This is a genomic window from Pigmentiphaga sp. YJ18 (assembly GCF_038066655.1).
Lineage (GTDB): Bacteria > Pseudomonadota > Gammaproteobacteria > Burkholderiales > Burkholderiaceae_B > Pigmentiphaga.
Genome location: NZ_JBBUKU010000001.1, coordinates 461,317 through 484,576 on the forward strand (window position 1 = coordinate 461,317; position 23,260 = coordinate 484,576).

Genomic DNA, 23,260 nt, shown 5'->3' on the forward strand with positions numbered 1-23,260 from the left:
TCAGGACGCCTGCGCGGCCCGCGCCTTGGCATAGCGGATGAACAAGGCGGGAATCTCCGGCAGGGTCCGGCCCCGCATGCCGACCAGCACCGGTTGCAGCCTGGGCGACTGCCCCGGCACGGCATGGAACTCCAGCACGCCCGCCTGCACCTCCGCCGCGAAGACGCTGCGGCCAGCCAGGGTGAAGCAGCCCCCCAGCGCCAGCATCTCGCGCAGTATCTCGGCCGAGCCCGCCTCCTGGAAAAGCGGCATCGCGGGGGTGACTCCCGCGTCCTGGAACAGCAGCCGGACCGACGCTTCGTACAACGTGCCGCGACGCACGGAATACAGCGGCAGTCCGGCCAGCACCTGCATCAGCGGTCGCCCGCCGGGGCGCACCGTTCCCGCCTTCGCCACCCAGCCCAGTTGCTCGTTGAAGCGGGCCTGGACCGTCATGGTGCCGTCCACCGCCGCGCCAGGCAGGAAGGCGCAATCGATATCCCCTTCGGCCAGGCAGGCGCGGATTTCCTCGGAGGTTCCCGCGCGCACGGTCAGCCGCACGCCCCGGTTTTCGCGGATGAAGCCGGACAGCACCCCGGGCACCAGGCTGGCCGTGGCCGTGTGGAAGGCGCCGATGCGCAGTTCGGGGCGCCCGCCGGCACCCTGCTGCACCGACGCGATGGCGCTGGCCGATAGCCGCAGCAGTTCGCGGCAATGCGGCAGCAGCGCCTCGCCCGCGCTGGTCAGGTTGACGCCCCGGTTGTGCCGGCGCAGCAGCGCCACGCCGACGCTGGCTTCCAACTGGGCGAGGCGGGTGGAGACGTTGGACTGCACGGTGCCGAGCGACACGGCCGCCCCGGAAATGCTCTGGGCTTGCGCCACGGCCAGGAAGTAGCGGGCGGATTCGATGTCGAGCAGCGGCGCGTTCATCGTTCCAGCATAGCAGGATGGCACTTTCTGATATCCATGAAAAAGATTGATCCAATCTTTAAAACAGGGATCCATCTCCACATCCCGGGACTATCGTGACGGCATGGAAAAAAGCTATGACGCAATCGTGATAGGCGCCGGATCCGCCGGCTGCATCGTCGCCCGCCGACTGTCGGAGGACGGCCAGTGCCGGGTGCTGCTGCTCGAGGCGGGCCTGGACCCCGGCCCCCTGGAAACGCCGGCCATCCGCCATCCCTATCCGCTGTCGGCCTACGACGCGGCGCTGCAATGGCCCGGGCTGACAGGACAGATCGTGGGCGGCGCCGACCGTCGCATGGCTCGCGTCCCGCAGGGCCGGCTCGTGGGCGGTTCATCGTCCATCAACGCCATGGTGGCGATGCGCGGGATCGCGGCGGACTTCGACGAATGGTGCGAAGCCGGCGCCCAAGGCTGGAGCTGGCGCGACGTGGAGCCCTACTTTCGCAGGCTCGAATCGGCCGACCCGCGCCAGGACTGCGACGATGCCGCCGCCATCGCCATCGCGCGGCAGGCGGCATCGCCGCACCGGCGGCTCAGCAACGCGCTGCTCGATACGTGGGAAGACGCGGGTTATCCGCGTATCGCGGATCCCAACACCGACTTTCGCGATGGCTGCTTCGTGCAACCGGTCTCGACCGACCGGGGCGGCCGATGCTCGGCGAACCGCGCCTACCTGGGCACCGCCACGCGGGCCCGGACCAACCTGGACATCCTGGCCGACACGCGCTGCCTGCGGCTGCGGATAGCACAAGGACGCGTGCGCGGCGTCGAGACTGAATCGGCCGGCACCCCACGGGTGTTCCTGGCCCCCCGCGTCTTCCTGTGCGCCGGCGCGCTGCAGACCCCCACCCTGCTGCTGCGTTCCGGCATCGGCGATGCCGCCGCACTCGAAGCGCTGGGCATCCGGACGGTGGCGGACCTGCCCGGCGTCGGCCGCAACCTGCAAAACCATTGCGCCCTGCCCCTGGGCATCATCCTGAAAGGCAGGAAGGGGCTGCCGCCCGGCCTGCCGACTGCACACGCGGCCCTGCGGCTGTCCTCGGGCGCGCATCGCTCCAGCGGCGACGTCTACCTGTCGGTCTGGGACCGGGCCGCGTGGCATGCCGCGGGCAGCCACGTGGGTGTACTGAACGTGGTGCTCCACCGCCCCGCGTCGAGCGGATCGGTCACCCTGCGCTCCGGCGACAGCCGAATCGCGCCCGCCATCGACTTCAACATGCTCGACCACCGATCGGACATCGAGCGCCTGTCGATGGGCGTGCGCGCCGCGATGGAGTTCCTGGAAAGCCCCCGCGTACGCGCCATCGGCCGCGGCACCGGACTGGTCAAGCTCGGCAAGGCCGCCGCGTGGATGGGCTTTCGCACGTCCGCAACGCGCCTGGCCAGCCGCGCCATGACAGCCGCCAGCGGCCTCTGGCCCGGACTCCTGTCACCCCTGTATGCGCTGGCGGTGAAACCGCTGCCTGATCCGCTGCTGGGCGCCGCCGGCCCGCAGGCCATGCGGGCGGCGCTGCGGGCGTCGATCGTGCTCCAGTACCACCAGGTCGGCACCTGCGCGATGGGCCCGGCGGCATCGAGGCTGTCGGTGGCATCGCCCGACGGCCAGGTCCACGGCGTGGCGGGGCTGACGATCGCCGACGCGTCCCTGCTGCCCGCGGTGCCGCGCGCCAACACCAATCTTCCGGTCATGATGGCCGCGGAGAAGATCTCGGCCATGTTCCTGAATCGATGAAAAAAGACACCCGCGCGACAGGCGCGAACAAGGAGACATCATGCTGACACGACGGACCTTCCTGGGCATCGCCGCCGGCGCCGCCATCACCGTCCGGCCCGCTTTCGGGGAAACCTTTCCTTCCCGGCCGGTCAAGGCCCTGCTGGGCCTGAGCCCCGGCGGCGGCGCGGACCTGCTGGCCCGCATTCTCTTCCGCAGCATGGAGGCGGAGCTTCACCAACCCATCGTGCTCGAGAACCGGCCCGGCGCCGGCACCACGCTGGCGGCGGAAGGCACCGCCCGCGCCGAGCCCGATGGCTACACGATGTACGTGGCCACGGGCAGCTACGTCACGAGCGCCGTCTTGTTGCGCGAACGCGGCGCGGCGCTGCAGCGTTCGGGCCGGGGCCTGCTGGATGCGCTCGCGCCGGTCAGCCTGATGTTCACCGCGCCCTATTGCATCGCCGCGCGTCGCGGTTCGGGCCTGGACTCGATCCGGGACGTGCTGACGCAGGCCCGGCGGCGCCCGGGCGAGCTCACCTATGCCTCGTCCGGCATTGGTAGCCAGCCCCATTTCGCTGGCGAGCTGTTCCAGTCCGCCACCGGGACCCGGCTCCTGCACATTCCTTACAAGGGCCTGGGGCCCGCCATCGTGGGCGTGCTGGGCGACCAGGTGCAACTGGTGTTCTCGGACATGAACTCGGTCTTTCCCCGGCACCGCAGCGGCGAGATGAAGATCCTGGCGGTGACCGGAGACGCGCGGCCCGCGCTGGCGCCCGACATACCGACGATGAAGGAATCCGGCATCGCCGGCATGGACATCGCCGCCTGGCAAGGCTATCTGGTGCCCGCACGGACGCCGGCCGCGCGCATCGACGTACTGGCCTCGGCCATTGACCGCAGCCTGCGCGACCCGGCGGTGCGCGACCGGGTGCTCGAGAACGCCGGCGTGCCGGCGGACACGTCGCCGGCGCACTTCCGCGCCTTCCTCGAAAAGGAAACGCGGCTCTATCGCAAACTCGCCGAGTCCGCGGGCATCAAGGCGGATTACTAGCAGCGTCCGGCATGGACATGGAGAGACAGGTGGTCAAATACGATTTTTCCGGACAGGTAGCCGTCGTGACCGGCGCAGCCAGCGGCGTAGGGCTGCGCATCGCGCAGGACCTGCTGGGTGCCGGCGCCCGGGTGTCGATGTGGGATGTGGGCGCCGAGGCGCTGCGGGCGGCGGCCGCTGCCCTAGCCACGGCCGACGGCATCGATCAACGCACGGTCGATGTGCGGCGCCACGAGCAGGTGGAACATGCGGCCCAGGCCGTCCTTGCCCGCTGGGGGCGGATCGACATATTGATCAACAATGCGGGCATCATCCGCCCGCCCGGCCCGCTGGCCTCGTCGTCGCTGGCCGACTGGGACGACGTCCTGGCAGTCAACCTGACCGGCACCTTCCATTGCTGCCGGAGCGTGATGCCCATCATGGCGCAGGCGGGATACGGACGCGTGGTCAACGTCGGCTCGACCTCCGGCAAGGAAGGCAATCCCTACACGCCCTCCTATTCCGCGGCCAAGGCGGGCGTCATCGCGCTGACCAAAAGCCTGGGCAAGGAATTCGCCGCCAGCGGCGTGCTGGTCAACTGCGTCGCGCCTACCGTGCTGAACACGCCCATGACCCGCCGCAACGTCGAGATCGCGCCGGAACGCACGCAGCGGCTGCTGGAAAAGATTCCCATGGGCCGCTTCGGCGAAGTGGAAGAGCTGGCCGCCATGCTGGCCTGGCTGTCGTCGCGGGCGTGCAGCTTCAGCACGGGCGCGGTCTTCGACCTGTCCGGCGGGCGCGCCACCTATTAGTCCCCCACAGCCGCACTTGATCCGCAAATGAAAAACGCCCGTGAGGGCGTTTTTCATTCAGATCGCAGCGAACATCCGTTCACCCCAGGGCACAGCGGATCCGGCTCCGCCGGTCCGCCAGTGCCGCCCCCTGGGGGGCGCGCGTCAGCGCGCAGGGGGGGCCTCTAGCCCAGCTTGGCCAGAGCCGCGTTCAGCGTGGCGCTGGGACGCATGGCCTTGCTGGCCAGCTCGGCGCTGGGACGGTAGTAGCCGCCGATGTCGTTCGGCTTGCCCTGCACCGCGCCCAACTCGGCCACGATCTTGGCTTCGTTGTCGGCCAGTTCCTTGGCGATGGGCGCGAACGCGGCCTGCAGTTCCTTGTCCTCGGTCTGGGCGGCCAGGGCCTGGGCCCAGTACAGCGCCAGGTAGAAGTGGCTGCCGCGGTTGTCCAGGCCGCCGACCTTGCGGGCGGGCGACTTGTCCTCGTCCAGGAACTTGCCGGTGGCCTGGTCCAGGGTCGTGGCCAGCACCTTGGCCTTGGCGTTCTTGTACGTGTCGGCCAGGTGTTCGATGGACGCGGCCAGGGCCAGGAACTCGCCCAGCGAATCCCAGCGCAGGAAGCCCTCTTCCAGGAACTGCTGCACGTGCTTGGGCGCCGAACCGCCGGCACCGGTCTCGAACAGGCCGCCGCCGGCCATCAGCGGAACGATGGACAGCATCTTGGCGCTGGTGCCCAGTTCCATGATGGGGAACAGGTCGGTCAGGTAGTCGCGCAGCACGTTGCCGGTGACCGAGATGGTGTCCTGGCCCTTGCGGATGCGCTCGACCGACAGCTTGGTGGCCTCGACCGGCGACAGGATCCGGATGTCCAGGCCGCTGGTGTCGTGGTCCTTCAGGTACTTCTCGACCTTGGCGATGACCTGGGCGTCGTGGGCGCGGTTCTTGTCCAGCCAGAACACGGCCGGCACGCCGGTGGCGCGGGCGCGGCTGACGGCCAGCTTGACCCAGTCCTGCACCGGGGCGTCCTTGGTCTGGCACATGCGGAAGATGTCGCCGGCTTCGACCGGCTGCTCCAGCAGCACCTTGCCCGCTTCGTCGACCACGCGCACCGTGCCGTCGGCCGGGAGCTGGAAGGTCTTGTCGTGCGAACCGTATTCCTCGGCGGCCTGCGCCATCAGGCCGACGTTGGGCACGGTGCCCATCGTGACCGGGTCGAACGGGCCGTTCTTCTTGCAGTCCTCGATCACGACCTGGTAGACGTCGGCGTAGCAGCGATCGGGCACGACGGCCTTGGCGTCATGCAACTGGCCGTCCGGGCCCCACATCTTGCCCGATTCGCGGATCATGGCGGGCATCGAGGCGTCGATGATGACGTCGCTGGGCACGTGCAGGTTGGTGATGCCCTTGTCGGAGTTCACCATGGCCAGCTCGGGCCGCTTGGCGTATTCGGCCTTGATGTCGGCTTCGATCTCGGCCTGCTTGTCGGCCGGCAGGTCCTTGATCTTGGCGTACAGGTCGCCCAGGCCGTTGTTGGGATCGAAGCCCACCTGCCTGAGCGCGTCGGCGTGCTTGGCCAGCACGTCCTTGAAGAACACGGAAACCACCTGGCCGAACAGGATGGGGTCCGAGACCTTCATCATGGTGGCCTTCAGGTGCACCGAGAACAGCACGCCCTGCTTCTTGGCGTCTTCGATCTGGGCTTCGATGAAGCTGCCCAGCGCCTTCTTGCTCATGGTCGAGGCGTCGATGATCTCGCCCGCCTTGACCGCGGTCTTTTCCTTCAGGACCTTGGTGGCGCCGTCCTTGCCGACCAGCTCGATGCGGACGTTACCGGCATTCTGGACCACGGCCGACTTTTCGCTGCCGTAGAAGTCGCCGCTGTCCATGTGGGACACGTGCGACTTCGAATCGGCGTTCCAGGCGCCCATCTTGTGGGGGTGCTTGCGGGCGTAGTTCTTGACCGACAGCGGCGCGCGGCGGTCGGAGTTGCCTTCGCGCAGGACCGGGTTCACGGCGCTGCCCTTGACCTTGTCGTAACGGGCCTTGACGTCCTTGTCGGTGTCGTTCTTGACCTCGTCCGGATAGTCGGGAAGCTTGTAGCCCTTCTGCTGCAGTTCCTTGATCGCGGCCTTGAGCTGCGGGATCGAGGCGCTGATGTTGGGCAGCTTGATGATGTTGGCTTCGGGCGTGGTCGCCAGTTGGCCCAGGTAGGCCAGGTCGTCCGAGATCTTCTGCGCGTCGGTCAGGTACTCGGGGAACACGGCGATGATGCGGCCGGAGAGGGAGATGTCCCGCGTTTCGACGTCTACGCCGGCGGAACGGGTGAAAGCCTGGACGATGGGCAGCAGCGAGTACGTCGCCAGTGCAGGCGCTTCGTCAGTGAGGGTGTAGATGATCTTCGACGTGGTAGACATTCTTTATTGAATCTCACTCGATTACGGAAGTAGCGGAGATTCTCGGACAACCCCCCGAGGGGGCCGGGCATGGCGCGGGCGGCCATGCAGGGGGACGTCGCGCGTGCGCCCTGGCACCCGCGCGCCGGTTTCGATTGCCTGAAGAATCGCGTCCTCGCGAATGCCGTGGCGGCCCGGGCCTCCCGGCCCCGGAACCGCGGCTTTCACAATGCGGAGTGGGATTTTATCACTGCCGGCCCGGTGGGCGCCCGGGTGGAAACGCCGGGAAGCCGACCTCGTCATGCACGCCCATGCACAACGGAGAACGCTGGCGGCCGCGGCGCCCGCCGCGATCCGGCCACGAGCGAGCCTTTCCGGCTCGACCGGGCACGGCGCTTGCGCAATCGGAACGCCCGCGGCGGGCGTTCATGCCTCCGCCGTCCATCCACCCTCTTGTTCGGAGATCTTCAATGCGCGCCATCCTGCTCTGGCTCCTGGGCGTCCCCATTCCCATCATCATCCTGCTCGCCCTGTTCTGGCACTAGCGCCCGCGCCGCTTCGCGGTCCACGCCTCCTTCCAACCACAAGAAAAGGCCACCTCATGGAAAACGCTACATCCGCAGGTAATTCTTACGTCACCAGCCCCGCCCTGGCGCGCGCGAACGAGTCCCCCGCCTCGGCGGTCTCGTGGGCCGCCATCATCGCCGGCGCCGTCATCGCCTCGGCGGTCTCCTTCATGCTGCTGGCCGGCGGCGCGGGACTGGGCTTCGTCTCGATGTCGCCCTGGTCCGGCGAAGGCGCCTCGGCCACCACGCTGGGCATAGGCGCCGTCGTATGGATGATCCTGACCCACATCATCGCGTACGGCCTGGGCGGCTACCTGGCCGGACGGCTGCGCACGAAGTGGGTCGGCATCCATACCGACGAGACCTACTTCCGCGACACCGCGCACGGCTTCCTGGTATGGGCGCTGAGCGCCGTCGTCAGCGCCATGGTGGTCGGCTCGGCGCTGATGTCGGCCGCGGCCGGCACCGCGAAGGCGGGCGCCACGATCGCGGCGGGTACCGGTGCCGCGGCCACGGCCGCCGCCGGACAGGCGGCGCGGACGGATGCGGGCGGCATGCCGACCGACTACGTGGCCGATCTGTTGCTGCGGGGCGACCAGCCCAACCCGGCCGGCGATCCGGGCGCGGCGCGGGCGGAAGTCGGCCGCATCGTCGCCGCCAGCGTGGCCCGCGGGGAATTGAACGCCGAGGACCGGGGCTACCTGGCGCGTGTCGTCGCGGCGCAGACCGGCGCCGACCAGGCCACCGCCGAGAAGCGGGTGGACGACATCGTCACCCGCGCCCGGCAGGCCGCCCAGCAGGCGGAACAAACCGCGCGGCAGGCGGCGGACACGGCGCGCAAGGCGGCCGCCGCCTTCGCCCTGTGGGCTTTCGCGTCCATGCTGATCGGCGCCTTCGTGGCGAGCTGGATGGCCACCGTGGGCGGCCGGAGCCGGGACGACATCGTCTAGCGGCACGAACGGGGGGCGGGCCGCCGGCGCCGATTTGCGCGACAATTGCGGCATCGATCACACGCGGCGCCCGCCGGCCCCGCTCCAGCCCCGTCCCCCCGCAATGACAGCGCCGCGCAGCGACACCCCCTTCAGCCTCAAGCAAATCGCCGTCCCGGCATTCGGTCCATCAGTCCTCTACGGCATCGGCAACGGCGCCATCCTCCCGGTCATCGCGCTCAGCGCCCGCGAACTCGGCGCCTCGGTGGCCGTGGCGGGACTGATCGTGTCGCTGATGGGCATAGGTTCGCTGGTCAGCAACATCCCGGCCGCCATGATCACGTCCCGCTACGGGGAACGGCGGTCCATGGCGGGGGCGGCCGCGTTCAGCGTGCTGGCGCTGCTGCTGTGCATCTTCGCCACCCACGCCTGGATGCTGGGCCTGGGCGTCTTCCTGGTGGGCATGGCCGCGTCGGTATTCATGCTGGCCCGCCAGACCTACCTGATCGATGCCGTGCCGCCCTACATGCGGGCGCGGGCGCTTTCGACCCTGGGCGGCACCAACCGGATCGGCGTGTTCATCGGTCCCTTCGCCGGGGCGGCCATGATCCACTTCGTCGGCCTGGACGGCGCGTACTGGGTGGCGGCCGTCGGCATCTCGGGCGCCGGACTGATCGCCTGGCTGGCGCCCGAGATGGCCGGCGAAGTCCACGTCGGCACGGCGCGCGCCAAGCCGCGGGTCCAGGACATCGCGCGCGACCATGCCAAGGTCTTCCTGACCCTGGGCCTGGGCATCCTGCTGGTCAGCGCGCTGCGCTCGTCGCGCCAGGTCGTGATCCCGCTGTGGGCCGACCACCTGGGGCTCGCCCCGACCGCCGCCTCGATCATCTACGGCCTGGTCGCCGCCATCGACATGTCGGTGTTCTATCCGGCCGGCACGATCATGGACCGGCGCGGCCGCCTGTGGGTCGCGCTGCCGTCCGTGCTGCTGATGGGCGGCGCGCTGATGGCCACCTCGCTGACGACCGGCGTCGTGCCCTTCCTGATCGTGTCGCTGATCCTGGGCTTCGGCAACGGCATCAGTTCGGGCATCGTCATGACGCTGGGGGCCGATTCCTCGCCCGCCCACGGCCGCACGGAATTCCTGGGCATCTGGCGCCTGATCGCCGACGTGGGCAACAGCCTGGGGCCGGTCATCCTGTCGGCCATTACGGCCGTGGCGTCGTTGACGATAGGGGTTGCCTCGGTGGGCACACTGGGCCTGGCCGCCGCCGCCGTACTCTGGCGTTGGCTTCCGAAGAGATCCCCCCCTACGCGCTGAGGGGGAAGCCCACCCCCTACCCGCTTACGCGGGCCCCGAATGGTGGGCCTCCAGCCGCTACGCGGCAGCCCCCCAAGGGGGCCGGGACCCGCCTTGGGACGGCCCGGCACCGGGTCCCGTGGGGCGATGCGGGTGGACCGGCGAAGCCGGATCCACCGCATCCTGGGACTGCTTGGGCGGGCTCTACATCATTCTGGTTTTACCCCGGCTTCGACGATGACTTCTTCCCAGCGTTTCTTTTCGCTGCGGATGAAGTCGCGGGCCTGGGCTTGGGACTTGATCATCGGATAGGTGCCCAGCTCCGCCAGGCGCGCCACGAAGGGGCCCTGGCGCAGTGCTGCGTTGACGTCGGCGCTGGTCCGGTCGATCACGGCCTGGGGGGTGCCCTTGGGGGCGAACATGGCGAACCATCCGGAGGCGATGGTGCCGGGCACGGCGTCCTTCGCCAGCGGAATGCCTTCCAGGCCGGGCAGCGCTTCGTCGGCCGTGACGGCGATGGCCTTGATGCGGCCGCTGCGCACCAGCGGGAGCAGCGGCGCGGTGCCGTCGACGTACAGCGGGATGTCGCCCTTGATCAGCGCCTGGATCGCCTGGGTCGTTCCGCTGAAGCCGATCTGCCGGAAGCGGACGTGGCCGTACTGGCCCATCATCTCGGACGTCAGATGCGGAACGGACCCGCGGCGGGGGCTGCCGATGACCACGTCGTCGGGTTTGGCGCGGGCCGCGGCCAGGATCCCGGCCACGTCCCGGTAGGGCGCCTGCGCGTTGGCGACGAACAGCATCGGCGTATAGGCGATGGTGGCCACGGTTTCGGCGTCGCGCTCGACGTCGAAGCGGGCTTCCTTGTACATGACCGGCGTGGTCACGGCCGCCGCGGCGTGGAAAAGGCCCAGCGTATAGCCGTCGGGCGCGGCCTGGGCCAGTTCCTGCATGGCGGCGATGCCGTTGCCGGCGGGGCGGTTCTCCACCACCACCTGCTGGCCCCAGGCCGCGGTCAGCCGTTCGGCCACCAGCCGCGCGATGATGTCCGGGGCGCTGCCGGCGATGGACGGCACCACCATCTTCACCATGCGGGCCGGATAGGTCTCGGCGGCAAGCGCCGGCACCGTGGCCAGGATGCCCGCCAGCGCGGCGGCGCAGGCCAGTTTGCGATCCATCTCGTGTCTCCTCCGGTACGCGCGGACAGCTTGGGCGATGTCCGGTCCGCGACCATATTTGATATGCATTCAATTAATGTACGAATAATTGACTGTCTATCAAATAATGGTTTGTACGGAGGCAGGAAAGCGCCGCGCCCGGCGCCGGCAAGGGCGGCGGGCGCGGCGGGACAACGCGGCGCTCAGGCTTTCGGTGCCAGCCGCTGCATGGACGCGGTCGCGGCGCGGACGATGGCCGTCTCGTCGGTAAAGGTGAAGCGCCCGCGCTGGCGCAGGATGCGGCCGTCGACGATGACGGTATCGACGTTGGCCGGCGACGCGCGGTTCAGGAGCGCATCGTAGGGATCGCGGCAAGGCGCGATGTTCAGGCCGCCGGTGCCGACCAGGATGAGGTCGGCGCGCTTGCCCGGCGCCAGCGTGCCGATCTGCCCGTCCAGGCCCAGCGCACGGGCGCCGTCCACGGTCGCCAGCTCCAGCATCCTGCGCGCCGTCAGCGGCACGGTCTCGCCCAGCCGATGCTTGTGGTACTTGTACGCGATGCGCATCATGTCGAAGTAGTCGGCGTTGCCCGAGACGGTCTCGTCCAGCGACAAGCCCACCAGCACGCCGTCGCGCAGCAGCTCGCCCAGCTGGATCTCGCCGCCGTCGGGCGGGCGCGCCGCCTCGGCCGTGGCCGAGGTGCTGAAGCTGGTGCCGCGCGCTTTCAGGATGGCGCGTTCCTCGGCCGTGGTGAACATGGGGTGGACGAGCTGCACGTCGGGTCCCAGCAGCTTTTCATCCTCCAGCCGCCGCACCAGGCCCCTGGGCGAGGCATGCAGGGTGATGGGCAGGCCCAGGGCACGGGCGGCGCCCCAGTCGCGCCGGGCCATGTCGTAGTCGATGGTGCCCCGCAGGCTCTGGCCGGCCACCAGGTTGCGCGAAACGATGCCCAGCGACAGCAGCGGATTGTGGGGCCCTATCCATTCGCGCTGGACCCGGGCGAGGTCCTTGCTGTCCATGGGCTGGTCGGTCGGCCCGCCCTGCGGCCCGCCGTACGAGAAACGGCCGCGTACCCCCAGGTCCCGCATGGCCGACAACTCCGCGTCGGCATGGGCCGGCGTGCGCGTGTTGTGCGACCAGTTGTGCACCGTCGTGATACCCGAGGCCAGGCCCTCGGCCAGCCCCAGGCATACGGAGTGATAGGTGTCGGCGGGGGTCATGTGCGGGCCGAGCCGCGAGGTCAGCGGAAAGTAGGTATTCCTGGGCACGTCGATCTGGTGGAACATGCGGCACGCGCAGTTCCACAGGTGCCAGTGGGTATCGACCAGGCCGGGCAGGCAGATCATGCCGGCCGCGTCTATCCGCCGCGCCCCCGGCGCATCCACGCGCGGCCCGACCGCGACGATGGCGCCGTCCTTCACGTGCACCTGCCCGCCCACGAATTCGCCCAGCCGGGCGTCCATGGTCAGGACGTGCGCGCCGTCGATCACGAATTCGCCGCGCGCCGGCGGCGATCTTCCGGCCGCGGGCGCGGCGATGACGCCCGCTCCGCTGCCCGCCCAGGCCGCCAGTCCCGCGCCAGCCTGCCAGAACCGCCGGCGGCCTGGAAAAAACGTCTCCTCCATACTTCCTCCTTTTGAATACTTATTTTCCTTAAAGGATACACATTCCATTAAATGGATATTTTTTTAATGAATGGTATACCAATTATGCGGCCGTGAAGACCCCTGCCAACCGGCATCCAGGAAGAAAAAACGGAGAAGGGAGGAACCCTCAGGCCGGCTTGCGCGGGCGCCGGGTCGTGGAAGCGCTCGCGCGCCAGGCGGCGATGCCGTCCAGCGTGATGCGCAGCCCTTCGTCGAAGGCGGTGGCCGAACTCAGGCGGGCGAACGAGCGGCCGATGGCGCGCGCGGCGGGGTACGGGTCCGCCGACTCCAGGCGGGCCCGGATGAAATCCTCGTGGTAGGCCGGCATCTGCCGCGAGGCTTCGGCCATGCTGGCGCCCACCAGGTACTGGGCGATCAGGTGATAGGCCAGCGCCACCTGGTCATGCGTGAAGCCGCCCTGCATGATGGCCGAGGCCATGTGGTTGAAGAACACCATGCCGTAGTCGGTCTCGTCCGGCTCGACGTCCTGGAACAGGCGATAGCGGTTGTGCGAGGCCACGTACATGCTGGCGCCGGGGTTGGCGATGGCGACGGCGAAGCTCAGCCGCGCGATGGTCTCGACGTCGGAGCGCCAGTCGCCGGTCAGCGCGGGCAGCTTCTCGACCCGCTGGCGGTAATAGTCGTTCAGGACGCCCGACACCAGCTTGTCGCGTCCGCCCATGTAGTAGTGGATGAGGCCGGGCGCCACGCCGAAGTCCCGCGCCAGCTGCACCATCGATATCTGGTCCAGCGGCATGCTCTTGGCCAGGTCTATCGCACGCTGGAGGATGGCCCAGCGGCTCAGCAGCGGCTCGGCGGTGATCGGCGATTCGACCTTGGGAGGCCGGCCGCGGCGGCGGGGCGCGGCGGCCTGGGCAACGGCCTTCTTGGAGGCGGACATGGCGGGCGGAGCGGATGGAAACGGCACTATCGTAGAAAATTATTGCCAGGGGGGCAATTTACGCGCCGTTCCACGCCGCCCGGCCTATCCGGCCAGCGCCGCCACCCCGGCCTCCTCCATCTCGCGGACCAGGTCCGGATACTGGAGCTTCAGGCGGTCGCGATCGACCCGCCCGGTGCGGGTCATGAAGTGATAGACGAATTCGTGCGGCGATTCGATCCGCATCCACTCGCGCACGCGCTCGTACCAGTTGTAGGACGCTTCCGAGGCGCGGATGAGCCGCTGCTTGGCGGGCTTGCGCGACGCCACGTACAGCTCCAGCGCGCCGCCGACGTCGTCCGACCGCTGCCGCAGCGCCTCGGCCAGCGCGACGGCGTCCTCCATCGCGATGCGGGTGCCCGAGCCGATGGAGAAATGCGCGCTGGCCAGCGCGTCGCCCAGCAGCACGCGGTTGCCCGCGTGCCAGGCGCGATTGCGGACCACCGGGAATTGGCGCCAGCTGGAATGGTTGGACACCAGCCCATGCCCGCCCAGCTCCGGCGCGAACACTTCCTCGAACAGGGCTTGCCGCGCCCGCGCGTCCATCGCCTCCATGCCGAACTCGACCCAGGTCCGGTCGTCGCACTCGGCCACGAAGGTGCTCATGGCCGCCGAATACGGGTAGTAGTGCGCGACGAAGCAGCCGCCCCGCCATTCGCGGAACACCAGCGCCGGCGTCTCGAAGGCCTTGTCCACGCCGTACCACGCGAAGTGGTTGGTCAGCCGACCGTGCGTCGTGCCGAAGGCGGCTTCGTCGGCCGCGCGCAGCGTCGAGTTCACGCCGTCCGCGCCCACCACCAGCTCGGCGTCCAGCGCGTGGACGTCGGCCAGCCGGTGCTCGTGGCGCACGTCCACGTCCAGGCGGCGGGCATGGTCCTGCAGGATGCGCAGCAGGTCGATGCGCGGGATGGCGCCGCCGCCTGCTCCCGGCCGGCGCACGACGATGGGCCGCTCGCGCATGACGATGGTCTGGCGGTCGTTGAAGCGCATGGCGCCCATCAGGTCCTCGACCACCTCGGGCGCCGCCTCGCGCAGCGAAGCCAGGCCGGTATCGGCCAGCACCACGCCGAAGCCGAAGGTCGCGCCCGCAGGATTCTGCTCGTGCACGTCGACCTGGACGTGCGGCAGGCGCTGCTTGAGCAGGATGGACAGGAACAATCCCGACGGGCCCCCGCCGACGATGGTGACCTTCATGGCGACTCCGTCGGATCGATGGCAAGGGTGTCCATGTCGAACGTGGCGATGCTTCCAGCCAGGCCGCCCGTCAGCGCGCCGTACCAGAGCGCGGGCTTGAAGCCCAGCTCCTTGCGGCGAAAGCGCAGGCCGGGCGTGCCGTCGATGCGGGCATAGCCGGCCGCGCCGCGGCGCACCGCATAGCCGCGGGCACGCGCATCGTCCAGCAGCGGGGCGAACTCGGGCACGTCCAGCACGTACACCGAGGCCGCGCCCGCCGGCCGGTCGGCATCGTCCAGCGCCGCCGCCTTGCGGCGCCATACCGGCTCGATGCCGTCCAGGCGCTCGCCCTGCCCCGCCTCCAGCGCCATCGCGGCTTCCAGCGTGCGGGCCGCGTCGTCCGCGTCGGCCTGGTTGAAGGGCCGCAACTGGGTCGTGATCTCGATGGGGTAGCCGTTGGGATCGTTGAAGTAGATCGACTCGATCACCTCGTGGCGGATCTGGTAGCGCAGCGGAATGCCGGCGGCCTCCACGCGCGCGCGCCATCGCAGCAGCGCGGCCTCGTCCGGCACCAGCCACGCGGTGTGGGTCGCGCGTTCCTGGTAATGGTCGCTCACGCGCAGCTTCTCCGGGCGCTGCGTGCCGATGTAGTAGAAGAACGCGATGGTGCTGCCGTTGCCGCTGTCGAAAAAGAAATGCAGGAAATCGGCATGGCCGTCCTGGCCCCAGCCGCGCGCGGAAATCGCGTGCACCAGCGGCAGGCCGAGCTGGTCGCGATAGAAGCGCACCGTCTCGGACAGTTTCCAGGTGGGGCGCGCGGTGTGGTGCACGCCGTGCAATCGCAGGGGGGAAAGCGCTTCGGTGTTCATGTCGGAAGTTCCTCGTTTGGCCGCGCCAGGATGGCGGCGATCCGTTCCCGCAGGATCTGCTTGCTGAGCTTGCCGGAGGCCGAGAGCGGAAAATCCGCCAGGACCTCGATGCGTTCGGGCCACTTGAACTTGGCCAGCCCTTCGCCGTGCAGGAAGCGGCCCAGTTCCTCGACGTCCGGCGCGCGCGCCGACGGCCTCAGCGTGGCGAACAGGCAGGCCTTTTCGCCATAGACGGGATCGGGCATGCCGACCAGCGCGCAGTTCAGGATGGCGGGATGGCGGCTGACCACGCCCTCGACCTCCTCGGCGTTGATCTTCTCGCCGCCGCGATCGATCACATCCTTGATGCGGCCCTGGAAGAAGTAGTAGCGACGGCCGCCCTCGACCCGGCTGGACATCAGGTCGCCCGAGCGGTAGTGGCCGTCCGCCGTGAAGCGGTGCGCGTCCTCGGCGGCGGACTTGTAGTAGCCCTGGATGGTGTACGGGCCGCGGAACAGCGCCTCGCCGACCTCGCCGTCGGCCACCGGCTCTTCCGTACCCGGGCGCACGATCTTCACTTCGTCGTGCACGGACACCGGCCAGCCGACCGAGCCGTCGTTCAGGTGGCGCGGGTCGTCTTCCCGCGTGAACATGATCACGCCCTCGGTCATGCCGAAGATATGCCGCGCGGGCGACCCCGTGAGCCGCGCCATGCCGCCCGCGTTCTTCGAGGTGATGAAGCGCCGGCGCGCCTTCTCCCCGGCGTCGGCGCGGACCAGCTCGGGCACGATGCGCGTCAGGATGGGGCCGGGCGCGCCGAACCAGGTGGGGCGGTGCTCGCGGACCAGCGCGCACAGCGTTTCCTCGGCCAGGTCGGGCGCCACCGTGATCGCGCCGCCGCACAGCAGGAAGGGGCCGAAGCAGCATCCCATGTTGAGGTTGTGCATGTACGGCGTGGGAAAGAACAGCACGTCGTCGCGGGTGTAGCCGTTGCAGGCGGCGACCTCGCGCATGTTGTACAGGTACTCGCTCTGGAAGCGGGGAATGATCTTGGGCACTCCGGTCGTGCCGCCGGACAACTGGAACACCGCCACCTGCCACGGGTCGTGCTCCACATCCGCCAGCATGGTCCTGGCGCGCTCCCAGGGCATGCCGTCGATCAGTTGGCGCAGCCCGTGCGCGCCGGCGCGCGGCTCGCCCCGCGCCTGCACGATGTGACGCAGCGTGGGCACGGCCTCCTGCATCTCGCGCGCGAAGGCCACGTCGTCGAACCGGGCGTCGTCGCCCTGGACGAGGTGCAGGCGGGCATCGGCCAGCTTCGCCAGATAACCCACTTCCAGCTTGCGGAAGGCCTGCAGCGCGCAGATCGGGATCAGGCCCGCCTTCAGGCAGGCCAGGAAGGCCACCAGCAGTTCGGCGCAATTGCCGCTCTGCAGCAGCACGCGATCATGCCGGACCAGTCCCAGCGCCAGCATGGCCGCGCCCAGCCGGCCGCTGTCGCGATCCAGTTCGCGGTAGCTCATCCGTACCTGCGGACCGACCAGCGCCAGCCGGTCGGCGTGCAGCGCGAACGAGCGGGCGAACGCGCCGGCCAGCGTCTCGCCGCCCAGCAGTCCCAGCTCCGCGTAGCGGCGCAGGCGGCCGGCGTCGGGATAGCGCACGCCCTCGAGCCGGACCCTTGGTTCCACGTCCATCATGTCTCCATCCATTTCATTCTTCCGCTAGGCCATCTTCTCGCGCAGCCACTCGCCGGCCGCGCGCCCGGCGATGCGCTGGCCGGGCTCCTCGCCCGGCGCCAGCGCCAGGCCATGGTGATTGCCGCGCACGCGCAGGTGGCGCTTGTCGGCGGCGCCGATCTGCTCGTGGATCGTCCGGATGTCGGCCGGAAAGGTGCATTGGTCCCCGGTGTACTCCACCAGCAGCGTGGGCTGGGTGATGGCGCCCGCGGTCTTCTCCAGAGCCGCGTTGGACGACAGCCCCGACCAGGTGGACAGCCAGGACTCGGGCGTGACCACCCGGCCGAACCCCACGCTGCCCCAGTTCGAGACCAGCGGGTTCCTGCCCCACAGCGATCCCGTCCTGCGGTCCGACGGATCGATGGAGATGTCCCATGAACGCAGATCCGCATCGGTGCGCCATACCTGGAAGATGGGCGCATGCGCTGCGATCCGCTGCTCGGCCATCGACGCCCCGCCCGCCTTGACCTTCGCCCGGGCCTCGGCCTTGCGCCGCAGCAGCTCGCGCGCGCGGGCGTCGATGCGCGCCACCCGCTCGGCCTGGGCGCCACGGTAGCGCTGGACGAATGCCGGATCGTAGGACGCGGCGCCCGTCTCGGCATCGTAGCCGTTGTCCCGCGAAAACGGATCCAGCGCGGGATCGGTTTCCAGCGGGTCGTCCTCGGACACCACCGAAGGGTCGATGCCGGCCATCAGCAGCCGGCCCTGCCCGGGATGCGGAGACAAGAGGATCATGCCGTCGGCGCGCGGCATTTCCAGCTCGGCCAGGGCGGTGGGCCGGCCGCCGGGCGTGCGGGCGATGCGCTGCGCGGCCGGCAGCGACGACTGCTGGTTGTAGAGCGTGTACAGGCCGGCGCCGCCCGAGTTGCCCAACAGTACGATGTTCTCGTAGCCCAGCGACCGCAGGTGCGCCATGCCGGCCGCCACGTCGAACAGGGCCACCTCGTGCTCGAGCCGCAGGTCGTTGCCGATGGATCTCGACCCCTGCACCCAGCAGGCGCAGCCGGCCTCCAGCACATGAGGCACCATGTAGTGCGTGACCGCCATTTCCCGCGGATGCATCAGCGACACGACCGTCTTGCCCGACTCGGCCGTGGTGAACAGAAAACCCAGCGTGCGCTGGCCGTCGGCCGTGCCCAGCGCATAGGGCACCACCTGGTACGGCCGGCTCATCAGCCGGGGGTCCCACGACGCGCCTCTCATGCCGGCCGTGACGACCGGCTTGTCGGTAGTGGCCAAGGGAGTCTCCTCGAATTAAATATCACCCTATCAATTAAATTATGCTTTATTTGACATCGTGTCAATTATTTCCATCGTATGGCGATTCACCTTGTTACAGGCCCCTTGAAAGAGCGTGTATAGACTCGCGGTTCGAGCACGACGAGGTGACGCCTTGAGCTTCTCAGCCATGGACTCGGCCCGTCTCCAGGCCGGGGAAAAGGAACCCACTCCCGGCGTAGCGACGACGGAACCCGGAAGCGATACGGACATCGGCTTCCGCATGCTCGTGGACGCCATCGAGGACTACGCCATCTTCATGCTGTCCCCCGACGGCCGCGTCAGGACCTGGAACGCCGGTGCCGCCAAGATCAAGGGCTATGCGGCCGACGAGATCCTGGGCAAGCATTTTTCCGTCTTCTACTCGGCCGAGGCCGTGGCGCGCGGCTGGCCCCGCTACGAACTGGAAGAGGCCGCGCTGCACGGCCGTTTCGAGGACGAAGGCTGGCGCGTGCGCAAGGACGGCTCGACCTTCTGGGCCAACGTCGTCATCACCGCGCTGCGGGATGCGTCCGGCACGCTCAAGGGCTATGTCAAGATCACCCGCAACCTGAACGAGCGCCGCCGCCAGACCGAGGCGCTGCGGCAGAGCGAGGAGCGGTTCCGCCTGTTGCTCGAGGGCGTGGAGGGCTACGCCATCTACATGCTCGACGCCGAAGGCACGATCACGAGCTGGAACACCGGCGCCACACAAATTACCGGCTACCGGCGGGACGAGGTCATCGGCCGGCACTTCTCGATGTTCCATCCCGCCGACGACGCGTCCTCCGAAGGCCCCGACCGGGTACTGCGCATCGCGCAGGCAGGGGGTCGCTACGAGGAAGAAGGCTGGCGCCAGCGCAAGGACGCCACATTGTTCTGGGCCAACGTGACCACCACCGCCGTCTACGACGAGACCGGGCAGTTGCGGGGCTACGCCAAGATCATGCGCGACATGAGCGAGCGCAAGCGCCTGGAGGAACTGGAGCTGGCCAACCGGCGCATGAGCGAATTCCTGGCCACGCTGGGCCACGAACTGCGCAACCCGCTGGCGCCGGTGCGCAACGCCATCGGCATCCTGCAGAAGGACCCGGACATCGGCCCCACCGCGGCCCGCTGCCGCGACATGATCGATCGCCAGATCACGCACCTGTCGCGGCTGGTCGACGACCTGCTGGACATCGGCCGCATCACCTCCGGCAAGATCGAGCTGCGCCTGGCGCCGGTGGACATGCGCACCATCATCGAACGCAGCATCGAATCCTCGCGCTTCCACACCGATGCCCGCGAGCAGCGCATAGACGTGGACCTTCCCGCCGAACCGCTGACGGTGAAAGGCGACATGACGCGGCTGGTGCAGGTGGTCCACAACCTGCTGCACAACGCCTCGAAGTTCTCGCCGCCGGGAACGGCCATCGCCATCCGCGCCACGCGGCAAAGCCGGTCGGCGTTGATCGAGGTGCGCGACCAGGGCCGCGGCATGCCGGAGCAGGCCCTGGAGGCGGTCTTCCAGCTGTTCGTGCAGGAAGACCGCGACACCAACCCGACCGACAGCGGGCTGGGCATGGGGCTGACGCTGTGCCGCTCGCTGGTGCGCATGCACGGCGGCGCCATCTCGGCATCCAGCGCGGGCCCCGGCCACGGCAGCACATTCACGATCCGCCTGCCCCTGGCCGAACCGGCGCTGCCCGTGCGTCCCATGTCCGCGATCTCGCGCCGGACCTCGGCCGCCAAACGCATCCTCGTGCTGGACGACAATCGCGACTCGGCCGACAGCCTGGCCATGCTGCTCGAGATCAACGGCCATCAGGCGCGGCCGCTGTACACCGCGGAAGCGGCCCTGCGCATGGCGCCCAGCTTCCAGCCGCACCTCGTCTTCATCGACCTGGCCATGCCCACCATGGATGGCTTCGCGGCCCTGCGGGCCTTCAAGGCCATCCCGCAAATGGCGCGCACCATCTTCATCGCCATGACCGGCTACGGACAGGAGGACGACCGCCAGCGTACGGCGCAGGCGGGCTTCGACCTGCACCTGGTCAAGCCGCTGGACGTCTCCCAGCTCGGCCCCATTGTCGACGGGGCCGAGCCTGCCGTACCATTCGACGCTCCCTGGAACGACTCCGACGACGCAGGCCCCCACGATGAACGATGAACTTGTCTTCTACACCCATCCCATGTCCCGCGGCCGCATCGCGCGCTGGATGCTCGAAGAAGTCGGCCAGCCCTACCGCACCGAGGTGCTGGACTTCGCCACGTCCATGAAGGGCCCCGAATACCTGGCCATCAATCCCATGGGCAAGGTCCCCGCCATCCGCCATGGCGGCACCGTGGTGACCGAATCGGCGGCGATCTGCGCCTACCTGGCCGACGCCTTCCCCCAGGCGCAGCTCGCTCCGCCGCCGCAAAGCCCGCTGCGCGGTCCCTACTACCGCTGGCTGTTCTTCTGTGCCGGCCCCGTGGAAGCGGCGGTCACCAACCAGGCGCTGGGCATCAGCGTGCCGGAAGACAGACGGCGCATGGTGGGCTACGGCACGCTGGCCGAGGTGCTGGACGTGCTGGAGACGGCCGTGTCCGGCGAAGGCTACGTGGCGGGCGACGCGTTTACCGCGGCCGACGTCTACGTGGGCTCGCAGCTGGCCTGGGGCATGATGTTCGGCACGATAGAGAAGCGGCCGGCCTACCAGCGCTACGTGCAGCGCCTGACCAGCCGCCCGGCGGCGGCCCGCGCCCAGCGGATCGACGACGAACTGGGCGCGGCCCTGAAGGCGGGCAAGGCCGGCTGACGCGGCCTATCGCGCCACGTGCAGGAAATGCCGGTGGCGCTCGTACTGGTCCAGGATGTCGCCGATGACCGCGTCGCGGCTCCAACCCATGATGTCGTAGTCCTGGCCGCCCTCGCGCAGGTGGACCTCGGCCCGGAAGTACTTGCGCCCCTCTTCGTTGCGCACCTCGTCGGCGGTCAGGCCGGGGCGCACGAAGGACTCCGGCCGCACGGCGTAGGAAAAATCCAGGGCCTCCTGGTGCACCACCTCCAGCGCCACCTCGCCTTCCTCGCCGTCGCGCACCCGCGCTTCGTAGCCCAGCTTCTGCAACTCTTCCACCACGGCCTCCATGGCCGGCCGCACCACGTCGGCGGTGAAGCGCAGCACGTGGGCGCGGCGCGGCATCATGACCATGTTGCGCAGCCGCGATTCCCAGGGCTCCCCGCCTCCGGCCGGCCGTGAAAGCGCCAACGACTGATAGTGGATGCGGCGCTTGGTGGCGTCCAGCTTCAATGCCTTGAACAACCCCCATACCGAGGCCAGCAGCACGATGGAGAACGGCAGCGCGCTGGCGATGGTCGCGGTCTGCAAGGCCTGCAACCCGTCGGCCAGCAACAGCGCCACCGCCACCACGCCGGTCAGCACCGACCAGAAAATGCGCTGCCATACCGGCGTGGACTCGGCGCCGCCCGAGGCCAGCAGGTCCACCACCAGCGCGCCCGAATCGGCCGAGGTCACGAAGAACACCACCACCATCGCGATGGCCACCATGGAAATCGCGTACCCCCACGGGTAGTGTTCGAGAAAGGCGAACAGCGCCAGCGAACTGTCGGCCTTGACCGTGCCGGCCAGGCTGTCCAGGTGCTCGAACAACACCAGGTGAATGGCCGAGCCGCCGAACACCGTCATCCACAGGAAGGTGAAGCCCGTGGGCACCAGCAGCACGCCCAGCACGAATTCGCGTATGGTCCTGCCGCGCGAGATGCGGGCGATGAACAGCCCCACGAACGGCGACCAGGCGATCCACCAGCCCCAGTAGAACAGCGTCCAGCCGCCTATCCAGTCCGTGGGGCGGTAGGCGTAGAGGTTGAAGGTCTTGGCGACGATGTCCGACAGATAGGCGCCGGTGTTCTGCAGGAAGCTCTGGAGCAGGAAGATGGTCGGCCCGACCGCCAGCACGAACAGCAGCAGGATCACGGCCAGGTACAGGTTGAGCTCGGACAGGATGCGGATGCCGCGGTCCAGCCCGCTCGCCACCGACAGCGTCGCCAGCCCGCACGCGATGGCGATCAGGATGATCTGGGTGGCCGTGCCGACGGGCGTGCCGAACAGGTGGTGCAGGCCGCTGTTGATCTGCGCCACGCCCAGTCCCAGCGACGTGGCGACGCCGAACACGGTGCTGATGATGGCGAAGATGTCCACCGCGCTGCCCAGCGGGCCGTAGATGCGGTCGCCGATGAAGGGGTACAGCGCGGACCGCAGCGTGAGCGGCAGGTTGTGGCGGTAGCTGAAATAGGCCAGGATCAGCGCCACGACCGCGTACAGCGACCAGGCGTGCAGTCCCCAGTGGAAGAAGGTGATCTTCATCGCCTCGCGGGCCGCGGCCACGGTGCCCGCCTCGCCCACCGGCGGCGCCACCAGATGCATGACGGGCTCGGCCACGCCGAAGAACATCAGGCCGATCCCCATGCCGGCCGAGAACAGCATCGCGAACCAGGTGAAATTCCGGTAGTCGGGTTCGCTGTGATCGGGGCCGAGCTTGATGTTGCCGTAGCGGCTCATGGCCATGTACACGACCGACAGCAGGATGACTGCCACCGCCAGGATGTAGAACCAGCTCGCGTTCGCCAGGATCCAGCTTTGTATCGCGTCGAAGACGTCTCCGACGGCACGCGGGGCGGAGACGGCGCAGACCACAAGCGCCAGGATGAAAGCGGCCGCGGTGAAGAACACTGGGCGATCTATCGTTGTTTTCATGAGGACTCCCCGTTGAAGATGCATGCGCGCGCTCGAAGCGCGCGCGGCGGGTATCGCCTGCCTGCTTTTTTATTTCACCATGACTTCGGTACC

17 protein-coding genes are annotated in these 23,260 nt (G+C 68.8%); 7 read left to right on the forward strand and 10 right to left on the reverse strand.

Annotated elements, in window-relative coordinates:
• The gene (locus WKR98_RS02290; RefSeq protein WP_341431921.1) at positions 1-933 is read right to left on the reverse strand and encodes a LysR family transcriptional regulator; all 933 of its coding nucleotides are present in this window, start codon (positions 931-933) and stop codon (positions 1-3) included.
• 79 nt (positions 934-1,012) lie between these two features.
• On the opposite strand from WKR98_RS02290, the gene WKR98_RS02295 reads away from it, so the two are divergent.
• The 3 genes from WKR98_RS02295 to WKR98_RS02305 are packed head-to-tail and all read left to right on the forward strand — an operon-like array spanning position 1,013 to position 4,504.
• A complete protein-coding gene (locus tag WKR98_RS02295; RefSeq protein ID WP_341431922.1) occupies positions 1,013-2,680 on the forward strand; it encodes a GMC family oxidoreductase in 1,668 nt (555 codons plus the stop codon).
• 40 nt (positions 2,681-2,720) lie between these two features.
• Positions 2,721-3,713: a Bug family tripartite tricarboxylate transporter substrate binding protein gene (locus WKR98_RS02300; RefSeq protein WP_341431923.1), complete on the forward strand. Its 993-nt coding sequence runs from the start codon at positions 2,721-2,723 to the stop codon at positions 3,711-3,713.
• Positions 3,714-3,724: 11 nt separating this feature from the next.
• Positions 3,725-4,504, forward strand: a complete 780-nt coding sequence (locus tag WKR98_RS02305) for an SDR family NAD(P)-dependent oxidoreductase (protein WP_238160212.1) — start codon at positions 3,725-3,727, stop codon at positions 4,502-4,504.
• Positions 4,505-4,668: 164 nt separating this feature from the next.
• Here WKR98_RS02305 and WKR98_RS02310 read toward each other — a convergent pair whose 3' ends face one another.
• Positions 4,669-6,897, reverse strand: a complete 2,229-nt coding sequence (locus tag WKR98_RS02310) for an NADP-dependent isocitrate dehydrogenase (RefSeq protein ID WP_341431924.1) — start codon at positions 6,895-6,897, stop codon at positions 4,669-4,671.
• A gap of 580 nt (positions 6,898-7,477) precedes the next feature.
• On the opposite strand from WKR98_RS02310, the gene WKR98_RS02315 reads away from it, so the two are divergent.
• Together WKR98_RS02315 and WKR98_RS02320 are read left to right on the forward strand one after the other, a co-directional pair.
• Positions 7,478-8,392, forward strand: coding sequence for a hypothetical protein (locus tag WKR98_RS02315; RefSeq protein ID WP_202865571.1), 915 nt, complete (start codon positions 7,478-7,480; stop codon positions 8,390-8,392).
• A gap of 103 nt (positions 8,393-8,495) precedes the next feature.
• Positions 8,496-9,692, forward strand: a complete 1,197-nt coding sequence (locus WKR98_RS02320; RefSeq protein WP_341431925.1) for an MFS transporter — start codon at positions 8,496-8,498, stop codon at positions 9,690-9,692.
• A gap of 188 nt (positions 9,693-9,880) precedes the next feature.
• Here the strand turns inward: WKR98_RS02320 and WKR98_RS02325 are convergent, their stop codons facing one another.
• The 7 genes from WKR98_RS02325 to WKR98_RS02355 form a co-directional block, all read right to left on the reverse strand.
• Positions 9,881-10,849 carry a Bug family tripartite tricarboxylate transporter substrate binding protein gene (locus tag WKR98_RS02325; RefSeq protein ID WP_341431926.1) on the reverse strand — a complete coding sequence of 323 codons (969 nt, stop codon included), beginning with the start codon at positions 10,847-10,849 and terminating at the stop codon, positions 9,881-9,883.
• Positions 10,850-11,031: 182 nt separating this feature from the next.
• Positions 11,032-12,453 carry an amidohydrolase family protein gene (locus WKR98_RS02330; protein ID WP_124691690.1) on the reverse strand — a complete coding sequence of 474 codons (1,422 nt, stop codon included), beginning with the start codon at positions 12,451-12,453 and terminating at the stop codon, positions 11,032-11,034.
• A gap of 148 nt (positions 12,454-12,601) precedes the next feature.
• Positions 12,602-13,375, reverse strand: coding sequence for a TetR/AcrR family transcriptional regulator (locus tag WKR98_RS02335; RefSeq protein WP_124691691.1), 774 nt, complete (start codon positions 13,373-13,375; stop codon positions 12,602-12,604).
• 84 nt (positions 13,376-13,459) lie between these two features.
• Entirely contained in the window at positions 13,460-14,608 is a 1,149-nt protein-coding gene (locus WKR98_RS02340) for an FAD-dependent monooxygenase (RefSeq protein ID WP_341431927.1), read from the reverse strand.
• Positions 14,605-15,456, reverse strand: a complete 852-nt coding sequence (locus WKR98_RS02345; protein ID WP_341431928.1) for a VOC family protein — start codon at positions 15,454-15,456, stop codon at positions 14,605-14,607. The genes WKR98_RS02340 and WKR98_RS02345 overlap by 4 nt, the downstream gene beginning before the upstream one ends.
• Entirely contained in the window at positions 15,453-17,123 is a 1,671-nt protein-coding gene (locus WKR98_RS02350) for an AMP-binding protein (RefSeq protein WP_445936068.1), read from the reverse strand. The genes WKR98_RS02345 and WKR98_RS02350 overlap by 4 nt, the downstream gene beginning before the upstream one ends.
• 33 nt (positions 17,124-17,156) lie before the next feature.
• Complete coding sequence (locus WKR98_RS02355; RefSeq protein WP_341433781.1) at positions 17,157-18,344, reverse strand: alpha/beta hydrolase; 1,188 nt, start codon at positions 18,342-18,344, stop codon at positions 17,157-17,159.
• A 328-nt stretch (positions 18,345-18,672) separates the two neighbouring features.
• Between WKR98_RS02355 and WKR98_RS02360 the strand changes: the two genes are divergently transcribed.
• Together WKR98_RS02360 and WKR98_RS02365 are read left to right on the forward strand one after the other, a co-directional pair.
• Entirely contained in the window at positions 18,673-20,580 is a 1,908-nt protein-coding gene (locus WKR98_RS02360; RefSeq protein ID WP_445936087.1) for a hybrid sensor histidine kinase/response regulator, read from the forward strand.
• Positions 20,570-21,211 carry a glutathione S-transferase family protein gene (locus WKR98_RS02365; protein ID WP_124691696.1) on the forward strand — a complete coding sequence of 214 codons (642 nt, stop codon included), beginning with the start codon at positions 20,570-20,572 and terminating at the stop codon, positions 21,209-21,211. Before WKR98_RS02360 ends, WKR98_RS02365 begins: the two co-directional genes overlap by 11 nt.
• A gap of 6 nt (positions 21,212-21,217) precedes the next feature.
• Here the strand turns inward: WKR98_RS02365 and WKR98_RS02370 are convergent, their stop codons facing one another.
• Positions 21,218-23,167 carry a BCCT family transporter gene (locus WKR98_RS02370; RefSeq protein ID WP_341431931.1) on the reverse strand — a complete coding sequence of 650 codons (1,950 nt, stop codon included), beginning with the start codon at positions 23,165-23,167 and terminating at the stop codon, positions 21,218-21,220.
• Between the last annotated feature and the right edge of the window lie 93 nt (positions 23,168-23,260).